This is a genomic window from Emticicia fontis (assembly GCF_054779675.1).
This window is the reverse complement of sequence record NZ_BAAGXU010000012.1, coordinates 40982-55684: the sequence shown is the minus strand read 5'-3', so window position 1 is coordinate 55684 and position 14703 is coordinate 40982. Positions and strand designations below refer to the sequence as shown.

Here is a 14703-nt window from a genome sequence, read left to right as displayed (position 1 = left end):
TTTTTACGGGTTGATGATCGAATCAACTGTTAAATTAATTAAATTAAGGTTAATCAACTCTTTCAATATTTCATGAATGGTCTTTTCAATTTTCTGCTTATTTTGAGCTGGATATTTATTGAGCCATAATGTGGTTAACTCTTCAAAGCTGGTTTCTCCCTGAAACATTTCTACCAATTCACACTGGGGTTCTGTTAACATAAACTCCTGAAAACATTCTTTTTGTGAATCTATAATTAGGTTGTACCAATAATATTGAGATTCATAACATAAATCGTTGAACCAATTGTTTTTACTCTTCAATATACGAGTCTGGTTTAGCTCGAAAACCAACCCTTTTACCTCTTCAAGATTTTTTAAACAGAAATTCAGGTGTGATTCGAAATGCAGAAACATGGTATCTGAATCTGTTGTTTTCAACATACTCTTTAATACTTCCACTCTCCTTTTTTCAAATTCAAGACAATCAATCAGTTTTTCATCTTCAGACGGATTGACTTTGTATTCTTCCACGCTAATGTCAAAAATAGTCTGAGTTCTAAGGAATGGATGGTCTAAAACATCTTGTACTTTGTCGAATAACCATTTCAGATGAGGAAGTAGCTTTTCCCTTTCAGGATTTAAGAAGTAGGATAATCCGGTCATTTCTCTTTTCTCTGACTGATAAATAGCATTAATTTTTTCTAATTGCTCGGGCCAGAACTTTTGAAGCCAGAATTCTACGAAATTACAGTAATTAAGCCTGCAACGATAGGAGCCCAATAAATGAATAAAATTAGGAGTTTTTGAAACTGGTGAAATCTGGTTAAAATCAAGTACTTCAATAAAGTTACATCTGAAAACGGACCTCTTCAGAAATCTAAGCTTGGTTTGCAGATAATTGGCAAAATAGATGAATAGTAATTGCTCGGTAAAAACGCAAACAAATTCATAATTCTGCTTATTCTTTTCAAAAACTTCTAGGTTCTTATCGATAAAAAGTACCGCTTCCTGATAAAAATCTTTAAAGAATTTCAATTTGTTTCCTCCAACAATTCCCATATTGGCTGCTAAACATGCTTTTACATTCGGTACTTTTAAGAAATCAGGTAAATATCCATTGTCTGTCTGAATATTTTGCAGAATGTTTTTATACATTACTTCATCCATTTCTAGGCATTGCGCAAATATTTCTGCTTCAAAAAAATCTTTGTCTGGCAAATCAAACCAGAACGCGTCGCCATCTACATGCACAAAGGGCTCTTCCTGTAAAGAGTAATTAAGGACCTTTGCCAAACTCCACGATTTCGATATTAATTCTTCCTGATTATCTAAGGTTTTATTAATTTTATTATAATTTAAACCCAATTTGTCTATGAGCATTTCATACCCGGCCGAATTACAATATAAATGAACTTCCTTGAAATTTTTCTGCAGTAAATAATAACTTAAAGACCAACCTATGTATTCGAAGCGCTTATTTATCCAACCTCCGGTATTGCTTGATTTGGAAGTAATCCAAAAACTCTGAACAGCATTCATTCTTAAATTTCTTAATTATTATTTAATTTTGTCAGGTAATATTTGTATAATGCAAGCTTAAACAGGCAAACCGGATGAGGGCTCTCTGAACAACAGCCTTGTCTTTGATTTTTCAGTAGGCAAGATAAAAGGTTTGTCAATTATACCCAAAAATCATTTACAAATACCCTAAAGTTTTATTGAGTCAGACGTCATCAGGAAGTTAAATATTGGTCAGACAAAATCATTCAATAGGTTATCTTTCGTATCAGTTGCTTTAAGCAGATGAATAGAAATAGCCAATTGAAAAAAATCTTCTTGTAGTTCAGAACTTCCTTTAAAACAAACCAACTATATAGGTAGAAATCCTTACTAGCAACTAAGCGTTTGCTTTAATAAGGAGAATCAATTCCCTTTTGCAAAAAGTATAGTTTTAATCGTAATTTTCAAAGGCTGAAGAAAAGAAAATCTGCATAACAGAAAAAATATTATAAAAGTCTTTATAAGCTATTTTTAATTAAATTAACCTAAATGAAAACTTACCAGTTAGATAGTGCCACCATTGCACAAGAGGTTTTTGGAAACGAAGCAGTTTTAATTAATATCCCACTAGGAAAGTATTATAGTATCAGAGGAACTACGGGAATCAGAGTACTGGAATTGTTGCAGGAGCCAGCAAATGCAGAAAGTATATTAACCACTGTTCAGAATGAATTTCAGTTAGATGAAACCACTGCCAGCGCAGAAATAGTATATTTTCTTGACCAATTAGCAAATGAGAATATTATTACTGAAGCATCGGCAGCAGTTCCGGGGGTTGGTGAAGAATCTGCTATCAAACTTCCCTATGAAAAGCTTGAACTGGAGATATTTGACGATATGCAGGAGCTTATCTTGCTCGACCCGATACATGATGTAGAATCGTTCAGAGGATGGCCACAAAAAAGTAATTGAGGAGAAATGCTTAATTTTGAGAAAGAGGAATTACTAAAGACTGAAAATATTTATAGTATCGGCGGGCAGACTTTTAAGATTCTATCGTATGGAGAATTCAATTCGGAGAAATATCTCAGAGGTCTGGCACATTTAGCAGTCCGGAGCGAAACAGAAGAAATGGTAAGGGTGCATCTGATCGAGTCAAAAAGTACTGGCTCAACTCCTCCGGAGGAATGGTTAAACTGGCCCACCATTGACCCCTATAGTGGTGAATTATTAGACTTTGGAGATAACCGTGCTCTGTTTAACTCAACAGAGCCTTATTTTATATTTGTAGATTACGCCTCTCGTGATATCTATTACTGGATAGATGACTTTTGCCGTCTGTCACCCAACGAAACGGCATCTCCTTTAAGAATGGTTTTCCATTTATGGTTTGATCCTACTGAGTTATTCTTATGCCATGCGGCCGGATTAGGTTTCTCTAAGAAAGGTATTTTACTAACCGGGAAAAGTGGTTCGGGTAAATCGACAAGTACATTGTCTTGTCTGAACACAGAACTCAAATATGCCGGAGATGACTTCATTCTGGTTGATTCAGAGAAGAGCATGGTTTATAGCCTTTACAGTGCTGCAAAATTAAATATCGACCAATTTGATAATTTCCCTCACCTAAAACCACTGATAAGCAATATTGAGCATGTACCGAGAGAAAAAGGGCATGTATATATCAACGAATCTTTTACTGACTCTATGATAAACCAATTCAGTATTCAGGCCATTCTTTTGCCCACTATTACCGGGCTGGAAAATACCTTTATCAAAGAATGCTCTAAAATTGATGCAATCAAAGCACTGGTTCCTTCTTCGGTCTGGATTTTAAGAACCAATAAGAAATCTGTTGAAAAGATGAAACTGCTGATTTCAAAAACACCAACGTTTCGATTGATGGCGGGTGTAAATCTGGAACAAATTGCACCAACTCTAATAGATTTCATTAATGAAAATTAGTATAATTATTACAGCTTATAATGTAGAAAAGTACGTTGCCGAAGCAATAGAATCTGCTTTAAAACAAACCTATAAAAACATTGAGATTATCGTAATCAACGACGGTTCTACTGATAATACCCTACAGATTCTTGAAACTTTTAAAGATAAAATATTATTGGTCAACCAGGAGAATATTGGGATTGCCAAAACTTTGAATAAGGGCTTAAAATTAGCAAGTGGAGAGCTGGTGGCTTTTCTTGATGGAGACGACGTCTGGACAGAAAACAAACTGGAAAAACAGATTAAAGAATTTGAGCACAACCCGGATCTTGAAACTACATTCGGAAAAATGGAGCAATTTCTGAGTCCGGAATTATTATCAGATAAAGACAGATACCAGTTTTATAAAGGAGAGGTGGCGGCTCAAGTGAAAATCACTTCATTGTTCAGAAAAAAAGTGTTTGAAAAGTATGGATATTTCCCTGAAGTACAAACCCTTGATTTTATTATCTGGTTTGATTCGGCCAAGTTACAAGGAATTGTTTTTAATCAGACTGAAGATTTAGTAGCATACCGAAGAGTAAGAAGCAATTCTCATTCGCAGGGGCAGAATTATTACCCTAATCTGTTGAAGTTTTTAAAGGACAGAATCAATAATAAAAGAGCATTAAATTCATGAAATATACGGGTGGGCATTTCCCAAACGAAAAACAAACACTATTATTAAAAGCAGCACTGAGCGAACGTTTGAAAGCCATCAGGTACTTTACTGAATGGTTGGAGGTGAATCATTTAGCTAATCTTGATATGACTTCTCCGAATTTTCTCTCTGATTTCATGGATAGTCTTGATTTGGGGAGTCATAGAATGTTGCCCTTAGTCATTCATAATTTAGGAGAGCAAACTCATCCATATTTTGGCTTTTTACTCGGAACAAGAAAAAACTATTGGGTACGCAATAAACAAATTGAACATAAAGCACTACAGATACAGAAGTTTTTAGAGCAGCATGGTATACCTAGTATGCAAATAAAAGGCTTAGATGTAGCTAACCGGTTTTATGAGAATACGGCTCACAGGCCAATGAATGATGGAGATATTCTGATACCTTATCAATTTCGTAAAAAGGCAATTGAATTAGCAGAGGCTGGCGTTTTTGGGAATAAAACAAAAATCTATCATCTATCGATGAAGGACTTTACCCATGCCATCCATCTTGAATTTGATGGCAGTGTTGATATTGACTTACACTGGAATACTTTTCGGGAATATATATATACCCCCAGTTCCTGCGATTTTATCTGGGACAAGGCAACCAAAGAAACAAAATCGGGTGTAAGTAATTATCGGATGTCGGCCACTCATGCACTTTTTTTGAGTATGGTTCATGGAAGAAATTTTGATTCTACACCCCCTTTCAGATGGGTAGCTGATGCCAGAATTATTATTGACAAATCGGAAATTGATTGGGAAGAATTACTTGAAATAATTAATCGGTTTCAGTTTAAACCTTTTCTCAAAAAGGCGTTTCCTTATCTGGTTGAACAACATCAGTTTAATATACCTAACGATTTTCTGGAAAAATTAAGCCAGCTTAAAACTGATGAACTGGAAGAGAAGTATTACCGATCTATATCAGGCAATATCAGAAAATATGGATTAGTAAGTATGTTATGGGGCGGGACTGCCAAGAGAATTCTTTATCATAGATTATTTTTGCGAGAATCAGACATCTCGCTTACCAGATTTATCGTCTCATGGTATTTTAACAGAATAAAAGCATCATTCCTTAGTTAATGATTATCAACCTGGTTTTACTCCTTACTTTTTTTATCAATTTTTTTAGTATCGCCGTACTTTCAGTACGGTTGGTTGGTATACGTACTAACAAAATGGCGGCTTCGTATGCAGTTTATAATATTATTTTCTTAACTGTCAGGTTTTTAAATACATTTCAGGCGCCTCTTTTAGTAAAAACAATTGAAAAGTCGATTCTTAAAGGGCAGGGGCCAGACAACTGGTTGTTTTTCAAATTATGTCTGGTTTCTTTGCTAGGGAGTATTATCGGAGGATTATTTATACCCACTCTTCAGAGAACGATGTATCAGACAGTAGAAAAAGTATATCAGAAAAATTCATTGATAAGAGTCATCGCCAAGTCTTTTACGCTTAATTCTTTACGTCACTTTCTGCAATCGTTTTCTTTACCTAAGTTGTCAAACATTAGCAGGTTGAATCGCATAAGTGATATGCCTAAGCATATTATTTTAATGAATGTAATTATTACTTCATTAACCACCATCAGTGTGCTTTCATGTTTATATGCAGGCTATATAAATCCGGATTTGCGCACAACCTCCTTGTCTTTAAATGGCTTTATTGTCGGATTCTCTACGGTTTTGTATATGATTATTGTAGAGCCTAATTTAGGTATTATGGCCGATAAAGTTATTAATGGCCTTTATTCTGAGGTTTACTTCAGAAGGTACCTGACTTTTGTTGTCATTGCCCGGATAATCGGCACCGGATTAAGTTTTTTATTGATTATTCCGCTGGCACATCTGGTTGTATTTCTGGCAAAACTGATTTATGTATAAATAGTTGTCTGGCAAAATCAAGTGCAACAGATAAAGACTCATCCCGCCCAATTTTCCCTATCCAGACTTCTAAACTGTATAGCCTTTGCCAAGTACTCAATGCGTATCTCTTCTGAATCCGCTAAATCGGCAATGGTACGAGATACTTTTAATATTCTATCATAAGCTCTGGCTGATAGGCCTAATCACTCCATTGCCTTTTTCAAAATTACTTTGCCACCCTCACCAATATCACAAATCTCTTTTACCATTTCTGGTGGCATCATGGAATTTGAATGAAGACAGAAAGATTTAATTGGTATGTAAATCTCTGAAAACGAAAAGGGAGAAATTCTGGTTATCTCTTATTGCTGACTTAAAAAAGATTTAGATGATACTCGTTAGGTGAAATTAAAAATATATTATCCCTACGGGAACGTCCAGTCAGGGTACTAGATTCGGAAAAAAATATTTTTATCTAAAGACCGATATATTAATTACTTGCATTGACAGCCTACAAACAGAACGCCGATGCGGGTTTTCCGTAAGCTATTGCTACCGTTTTTCCCTCTACCCAAATTCAAATCTGTATTGTTCCGCATCGGAAGTCCGAATTAAATCCGAAATGGCTTGCGCTATATTACTGAAAACATAAAAGGGGTTTTAGAGCAGATTTAAAACCTGAATATAAAGCTATTTGCATACAGGAAGATTTTGGAAAATTAGTGAGATTAGAGGAAGCCTGGGATAGAAAATATCCTTTCCCTATTCAGTCCCGATACAACAATTGTGAAATTTTTTCTACCTTTTTTGTCTTTATTATTATCTTATTTAATATCTGCAAGTTCTTCAATATTCAAGGTAGCAACTTAAGTTAATTAATAAAATCTTAAGTAAATAAGACCGCTCAATAAGTAAGTTACAAATTTAGTATTCATTTCATTATTAAATGGTATATTTGGTTACAGATAATTTAATATATCACCTTCCTTAAAATATAATTTATGTAATAATTTCTACTATAAATCCATTTTCTTCTATTTTTTATGAGTCATTGATTCATATTCTAATCATCTCAAAATTTGTCAGACACTTCCTGCTTTGCTGTGTAAAAGTTTAAGTCAGGGACTTATACCATTCTATAATTAATATGATACAAACAACAAAAACAAACGAAAGCTGTTTGCTGGTACTTTTATTATTTGCATTTAGAGTTACCTGCTGCTTTTCTCAAAGTACGCCTACCATCACTATTAAACAAAACTTGCCTATAGGCAGTTCGTCGTCATTGTGTGGAGTAGCTTATGGCAATAGCAAATATGTAACTGCAGGTAGTTATAGTCCGAATCCGGGATTGATATATATATCAGATGATGGTAATAATTGGACAAAGGTAATAGACTCAGATATTCCGGCTACCAGCACATTCAAAGGGGTTGCTTATGGAAATGGAATTTTTGTTTTAGTAGGTGACGACGGTTTGATTTTATCTTCTACAGACGGGCTGGACTGGACTCAAAGAACTTCAGGTGTAACAGCAAATTTTAATAAACTAATATTTGTTGAAAGTAAATTCTACGCTGTTGGTGCAAGTAGGACACTTGTCTCTTCAAGTGATGGTATAAACTGGAGCCAGGTGAGTTTTAATGTTGGTTCGGCAAGTGATGATTTAGGAAGCATTACTTTTGGTAACAGTCTATTTGTAATAGGAACGAGGGGGAGTAATGGTGGCTCTAACGTTTATAAGTCTTCTACCGCAACTTCCGGATCTTGGACATCCCAGACAGTTTCGGCAAGCCTTTCTATTAATAGAATACAGTACTTAAAAGATAGATTTTACATATTTACAGCCTCAAGCGACATTTTTACGTCAGCCAACGGGTCAAGCTGGGCCAACAGTACAAGCAGTATGGTGGCAACAATGCCGAATTCTACTACTCAGACTTTGGCTAGTCCAAATCAGATATTTCATGGTATCTATGACGGTACTAAACTATATCTATTTGGCAGTTCTCAATATCATGGTGGTTATGGAAGTGTATTTTCTTCAAGCGATGGTACAAATTTCACCTTGCATAACCGAACAACTACCATCGTAGCTCAGCATTCTGATTATGTGAACGGAAAGTATTTTCAGACAGGAAATGAGGGTTTATGCGTTTCGACCGATGGGGTAAATTATACTTATCCGGGTGGAAGTTACACTGGGATTACAACTGATGGAACCAATACCGTTGTGGTAGGGAGTACGGGTAGTAGCGAAGCAGTAATGATTAGCTTTACAGATTTAAACACTATTTCAAATAATACTTCAGCTATTTATTCACCTTTGCAAAGTGTAGGCTATTTAAATAACAGATTTATTGCAGTTGGAAACGGAGGTACGATTCTTTCATCTACAGATGGTACTACATGGACGAAGCAAACCAGTGCTGATAGTGACCCTCTTAGGGCGGTAGCTTATGGGAATGGTAAATATGTTGCAGTAGGAGCACAAGGGAAAATTATCAATTCAACTAATGGGACAAGTTGGACTTCGGTACAAAAAGATGGCGCAAGCGGCAGCAACTTCTACTCAGTAAGATACCTGAATGGCTACTTTATAGCAGTAGGAGGTGGGGCTGCTAATACTGGAGCTGCCAGAATTGCTTACTCAACAGATGGCCAGACCTGGACAGAGATTGATCCAGGTATTACAGGTCATTTTCATGATATTGCTTACAATGGAAGTAAGTATTTGTTAGTTGGTAGACTTAATTCTGCAACTATCTCCAGTAGAGAGTTCTTTTCAACTACCACTACCGATATTACCTCAAATACTTTTACGAGTAATGTAACGGTACCAACTACTAATACCGGAGGGCAGGAACTAGGTGCTTCTGGAGTTGGTAGTATTGCCTATTCAAATGGACACTTTGTTGCAGTAACTAATCAAATAGAAACCCCTTTTGATCCTTATATATTAGAATCCTCTGATGGTACGTCTTGGACACCTTACTTGGTAAGTGCAACATCCAGATTAAGAAGTGTTACAGCTAGCGGTAATAATTTTTATATTGCTGGTACAAGTTCGGCTCTTGTTAAATTTTCGTATGCATCTACTAATACTACCGCAACAGTTACTACAGGTAGCGCAAGTAGTATCTCTACAAATTCAGCTACTTTAGGAGGCAATGTAACAGCTGATGGTGGTACTACAGTTACTGAACGAGGTATTGTCTGGTCGACTTCTACAAATCCTACAACGGCTAATAACAAAGTGGCAATAGGTTCCGGCACAGGTACTTTCAGCCAGACAATCACAGGACTTCCTTCTAATACAACTATTTATGTCAAGGCTTATGCCATTAATACTACTGGCACCGCATATGGAAATGAAATCAGCCTTACAACTTTAGCCCCTTCTACGCTTTTATTTATAGCGACTAACGACGGAATAAATGGTTTCTCTGAATTTTATGGGTATAACCCGACAAAAGGTTCTGCCCAGAAAGCTCTGGATATAAATGCTTTTGGTAATGACAATATCTCTGGCAAAGGGTATGTCTGGAATAATAAACTATTTGGCTCTTTCCAGAATTCAAATGGCACTGCTCAGTTTGGGTATTATGACGGAAGTAATTTTGTAGCTATCGGCAATCTTGACCCATATGTTAATCCTTCGATAAATGAATATGCTGAATATAATGGTGATTTATATTTCGAAGCAGGAGATAATTCATATTATCATTTATGGCGTTATGATCCTGATACTAATACGCTTACTAAAATAAGTGCTTCTCTGGGCAGAACCAGAGGCTATGGGCTTGCGGTTTATCATGCAAAGCTCTATTTTAGTGCAACAACGTCAACAGATTTAAATGCGCTGACTACTTTATATACCTGGGATGGAAGTACCGTGAGTACTGTCTCTAACTTTTCAAATGTAGCGTCAAATCCATATAGATTTTTTGTTTTTAATGATTATATATATATGGCGGCCAGCCCTTCCGGGCAGGCCTTAAACACAGAACTATACAGATATACTGATGCTGGCTCTGGTTCTACTTCTTTGGTCGCAGATTTGAATACCACGGGTAATAATAATAGTAGTTCGACTATTTCTGATTTTACGCTATTTGATGGAAAATTGTTCTTCACCACTGCGGCGAATTATCTTGAAGGCAGAGTATACTCTATAAATACTTCTAATTCACTTACGATAGAGTATGACCCCCCTCTAATCAATAACTCCAATCAGCCATCCAACTTAGTAGTACTTAATAATATTTTGTATTTTAAGTCTCCTTATAGCACAACTAAAATGGAGATTATGCGATATAATAGTACTAATAATGTTACTGTATTGACTAATCATACGGCAACAAACAAAACAATTTTCAGTTTAGCCGCCTATGAGAATAACCTATACTTTGTTCGTTCAGAAAGCAATTCTGATGATAAAGAAATTTTTAAATATGATATTGGCACACAGACAGTTACACAAATAACTGATATAAATACTACTGGTAACGGTTCAAGTATAGATTCTTATATGTATGTATTGCCTGTTGAAACCGCCCCCGCTGTATATGGTGGTGCCAATGTATTAATGCATCAGGTTGGAAGCGGTAGTAGCACAATTAATTCAGCTATTAAAATATCAGATATAGATGTCTCTATAATAAGCGGTGGTGCAGTAACTATTGGTAATGGATTTATGAATGGCGACCAGCTTAATTTTACAAATCAAAATGGCATTTCAGGAACGTATAATAGTTTAACTGGCGTATTGACTTTAACAGGAAATGCTACTATAAGTACCTATGAAACAGCTCTCAGCACCATTACATTTTCTACTTCTTCAACTACAATCGGCGATCGGATCATTATTTTTCAGGTGTCTGACGGAAGTAAAAATAGCTCGGCAACAGCTAAAGCTTCACAGACATCTGTTCGCGTTTATAATGGCAGCCTGTTTGCCTTTAACTTTGATTCTGCGCCATCTGGTGTTCCGGTATTGAGTTCTTCCCCTTCAAGTTATGCAAATGCCTTTAATCTAACAGATGCTTCGCTCGGCACCATTAATTTCAAAGTTACCGACGATTCCCTTACTACTTCTTTTGCCTCATTAACCCCTACTTCAGGAACAGATCATGGTTTAGTCTGGAATGATGCGCAATATGGAGGTATTAACAGTCTATCTATCGTCTCTAACTATACCAGCCCTAAATATCTTGCTTTTAAAACAGCTAGTGGAAAAAAAATCAATTTTGAAAGTTTTACCTATTGGGATGATGGTTCTTTTTATGGCGGCGGCCCTTATTTTGGTAATATTTATGTTGTCGGTTATAAAGACGGAGTTCAGGTAGCTTATGCCAAATTGCCAGTACATTTAAATAGCCCTAAGCCGATTCTTTTAAATGCTGATTTTAGAGACCTGGACGAGGTTAGATTAAGAGTATACGACCCCGCTGACCCATATTTTTTGTATACACCAGTATTTGGTGTTTTTGATAATCTTGTGTTTACAGAGGCAACAACTGTATTACCTCCAACTATTAGTTCTGCATCTTACGATGCATCAGGTGGCATCTTATATGTAACAGGCACTAACCTGGTTAATATGATTGGGCCTGATAACGATGTGGTTGTTAGTAAATTAACTCTGACAGGTGAAGGAAACAGTACTTATACACTAACATCTGACGATGTTGAAATCACTTCAACTACCTCTTTTGAAATAACATTAAATTCTACTGACAAAGCAGCAGTTAACCTGATTTTAAATAAGAATGGTGCAGTTTCTACTAACGGTACTACCTATAACCTTGCGGCCGCAGACGACTGGTTGGCAGCAACAAGCGGAAGTGCTGATTTAACGAGTAATGCTGTTACTGTCAGCAATGTTTCGCTTCCGACTATTACTTCCGCATCTTATGATGCTACTACGGGTGTTCTAGTAGTAAGCGGCACTGGATTTCTGGTAGCTGATGGCTTAAATAATGATATTAATGTCAGTAAATTAAAGATAAGAGGAGAAGGAAACAGTACTTATACATTAACATCAGCTAGTGTTGACCTTACTAATGGAACTACTTTTACAGTTATTCTCAATAATACAGATATTACAGGTTTAAGTGTAATACTTAATAAAGCGGGAACTGCTTCGGCAGATAATACTACTTATAATCTAGAGGCTACTGATGATTGGAATGCAGGAGCTAATGCAGCAATTGATATTTCAGATATACTTAACAATAGTATTACAGTTAGTAACATTCCAGCCTCTCTGGCAACAGTTATCACTGCCTCTGCCACTGCTATTTCACCAAGTTCAGCTACTTTGGGAGGTAATGTTACTATCGACGGAGGAACCGCAGTAACTGAAAGAGGAATAGTATGGTCTACAAGCACTAATCCAACAACGGGAGATAATAAAGTAAATATTGGCACCGGAACTGGTACTTTTAGCCAAAATATTACTGGTCTGCCAGAAGGAACAGTTATTTATGTAAGGGGCTATGCCATTAACAGCGTAGGAACGGCTTATGGGAATGAAATTTCTTTTTCTACTTGTCCGGCGGCGCCTATAATTACACCACCTGGCTCTTTGGTAATATGTTCTCCTTCAACCCTGACCCTTACCGCTAGTGGATGTGCGGGCACTGTCAAGTGGTCAGATAATAGTACAGGGACTTCTATAACACTTTCAGGAGTTGGTACTTATAGCCTATCAGCCGTATGTATCATAAATGGGTGTATGAGCAATGCTAGTTCAACTGTCACAGGATTAGAAATTAAAAGTAACACTGTACCTTCAATAAGTATTAACCCGCTTTTAATTTGTGCCGGAACTAATCAGACATTGACCGCTTTACCCGTTAATGAAGGCCTTAATCCTAAATATTTCTGGTATAAAAATAATATAGTTCAATATATATCTGCCTTTGTTAATAAAACAACCAGCCAAGGTCTGGTAGGGAACACAGTATATGATGTCTTTTTCGATAATAATGGTAAAATCTATGTAGCGACCTCAGTAGGGCTAAGTATATCAAGTGATGGAGGAAATACTTTTAGTAATAAAACTACGGCAAATGGACTAGGAAACAATACAGTCAGAGGGGTACATGTGACAAGTGATGGGAAAATTTATGTAGCTACATTAGGAGGATTGAGTATATCAAATGATGGGGGAAATACATTTACTAATAAGACTACTGCAAGTGGTCTGGGAGATAACAATGTTTATGAAATATTTGTAGCAACAAACGGGAAAATATATGCCGCTACTAACGGCGGTTTGAGTATTTCAACGGATGGGGGCACTTCTTTTATCAATAAAAATACCACTAATGGTCTTGGTAGTAATACAGTATACGCGATTGCCATAGGAGCCGATAATAAAATTTATTTGGCAACAAGTGGTGGTGGGGTAGGGATTTCGAGCGATGCAGGAAATACTTTTACAAACAAGACAACAATAAATGGATTAGGGCATAATACCGTTCGTAGTATCTATTTAGCACCTGATAATAAACTGTATGCGGCAACTTCGGGAGGATTGAGTATTTCAACCGATGGAGGAAATACATTTAATAATAAAAATACGAGTAACGGGCTAACAGTTAATTCAGTGCTTGGTGTTACATCTGGTGCAGATGGGAGAATTTATGTAGCTACGCAAGGTGGTGGAATTGGTATATCGTCTGATGGAGGTAATAGTTTTACAAATAAAACGATAGCGGACGGACTAGGAAATAATAATGTATGGGGAGTATATATAAGCCCCGATAATAAACTTTACTCCGCAACACTAGGCGGAGGGTTGAGCATTGCTAGTATAATTAATGGCAATTCTTATGCTGCAAATGGAATCAGTACATCAGATACTTATAAAGTTGTGTTATTCCCTTCCGCAGAGATGTGCTCAAATCCTGCCTCTGTGCAAGCAAGCATTAGTGCTAGTTCAACACCTGCGCCAACTGTATCAGCCCCGGCAAATTTAAGTGTTTACTGGCCAGATACACTTACATTAACTGCCAGTGGTTGTGCAGGAACAATAACCTGGTCGAATAATACTACCGGTACGAGTGTTACGCTTTCAGCTGTCGGAACCTATACTCTTTCTGCTACATGCACTGCAAATGGGTGTACTTCTTCGGCTAGCACGGCAATTACAGGATTAGAAATTAAACAAAGCCTAACTCCAATAATTGGAACACCTGTATTGTCTGCTTCAAGCATTTGTGCCGGATCAAACCTTACTATCACATTTGAGGTATCAGGACCATTTGGAGCAGGCAATCAGTTTTCAGTGCTGCTTTCAGATACTACGGGTTCTTTTACGAATCCTACCACTATTGGTACAAGTAGTTCTTCTGGAACTATTACCTATAATGTTCCTATTGCTATAAAAGGAAGTACTGCATATAAAATAAAAATTGTTTCAAGCAATCCGGTAGTTGAAAGTCCAGAAGTCTCATTAAAAGTTCATGCAAATAACAAAATTATCTCTGCTACCGAAAATCTCACGGGCAATAATACTATAAAAGCAGTTAATTCAATTCAAGCAGGAAATAAGTTCATAACACCAACGAATACTTTGTTTAAAGCCGGAAACTCTATTTTACTTACAGCAGGTTTTGAAACCAATGGGGTTTTTGTTGCAGAAATAGGAAGTTGTTCAGAATAAAACTTGTCAAAGAGGAATATC

Annotated in this window: 7 protein-coding genes and 1 pseudogene; 6 read left to right on the top strand and 2 right to left on the bottom strand. The window is 36.6% G+C overall.

Annotation, left to right across the window (positions count from 1 at the left end; translation table 11 throughout):
* Nucleotides 1-3 precede the first annotated feature (3 nt).
* Nucleotides 4-1521, bottom strand: a complete 1518-nt coding sequence (locus ACYVFA_RS07645; protein ID WP_460471221.1) for a DUF6734 family protein — start codon at nucleotides 1519-1521, stop codon at nucleotides 4-6.
* A gap of 510 nt (nucleotides 1522-2031) precedes the next feature.
* Here ACYVFA_RS07645 and ACYVFA_RS07640 point away from each other — a divergent pair.
* The 5 genes from ACYVFA_RS07640 to ACYVFA_RS07620 are packed head-to-tail and all read left to right on the top strand — an operon-like array spanning nucleotide 2032 to nucleotide 6026.
* Nucleotides 2032-2454, top strand: a complete 423-nt coding sequence (locus ACYVFA_RS07640; protein WP_460471220.1) for a PqqD family protein — start codon at nucleotides 2032-2034, stop codon at nucleotides 2452-2454.
* A gap of 6 nt (nucleotides 2455-2460) precedes the next feature.
* Nucleotides 2461-3447: a phosphoenolpyruvate carboxykinase (ATP) gene (locus ACYVFA_RS07635; RefSeq protein WP_460471219.1), complete on the top strand. Its 987-nt coding sequence runs from the start codon at nucleotides 2461-2463 to the stop codon at nucleotides 3445-3447.
* Nucleotides 3437-4108 (top strand): glycosyltransferase family 2 protein, encoded by a 672-nt coding sequence (locus tag ACYVFA_RS07630; protein ID WP_460471218.1) that lies wholly within the window; start codon nucleotides 3437-3439, stop codon nucleotides 4106-4108. Before ACYVFA_RS07635 ends, ACYVFA_RS07630 begins: the two co-directional genes overlap by 11 nt.
* The gene (locus ACYVFA_RS07625) at nucleotides 4105-5226 is read left to right on the top strand and encodes a nucleotidyltransferase family protein (protein WP_460471217.1); all 1122 of its coding nucleotides are present in this window, start codon (nucleotides 4105-4107) and stop codon (nucleotides 5224-5226) included. The genes ACYVFA_RS07630 and ACYVFA_RS07625 overlap by 4 nt, the downstream gene beginning before the upstream one ends.
* The gene (locus tag ACYVFA_RS07620; RefSeq protein WP_460471216.1) at nucleotides 5226-6026 is read left to right on the top strand and encodes a lipid II flippase family protein; all 801 of its coding nucleotides are present in this window, start codon (nucleotides 5226-5228) and stop codon (nucleotides 6024-6026) included. Before ACYVFA_RS07625 ends, ACYVFA_RS07620 begins: the two co-directional genes overlap by 1 nt.
* A gap of 38 nt (nucleotides 6027-6064) precedes the next feature.
* Here ACYVFA_RS07620 and ACYVFA_RS07615 read toward each other — a convergent pair.
* Nucleotides 6065-6307, bottom strand: a pseudogene (locus tag ACYVFA_RS07615) (magnesium chelatase subunit ChlI family protein); the annotation flags it as partial.
* 848 nt (nucleotides 6308-7155) lie between these two features.
* On the opposite strand from ACYVFA_RS07615, the gene ACYVFA_RS07610 reads away from it, so the two are divergent.
* Nucleotides 7156-14682 (top strand): 3-coathanger stack domain-containing protein, encoded by a 7527-nt coding sequence (locus ACYVFA_RS07610; RefSeq protein WP_460471215.1) that lies wholly within the window; start codon nucleotides 7156-7158, stop codon nucleotides 14680-14682.
* The last annotated feature ends 21 nt before the right edge of the window (nucleotides 14683-14703 follow it).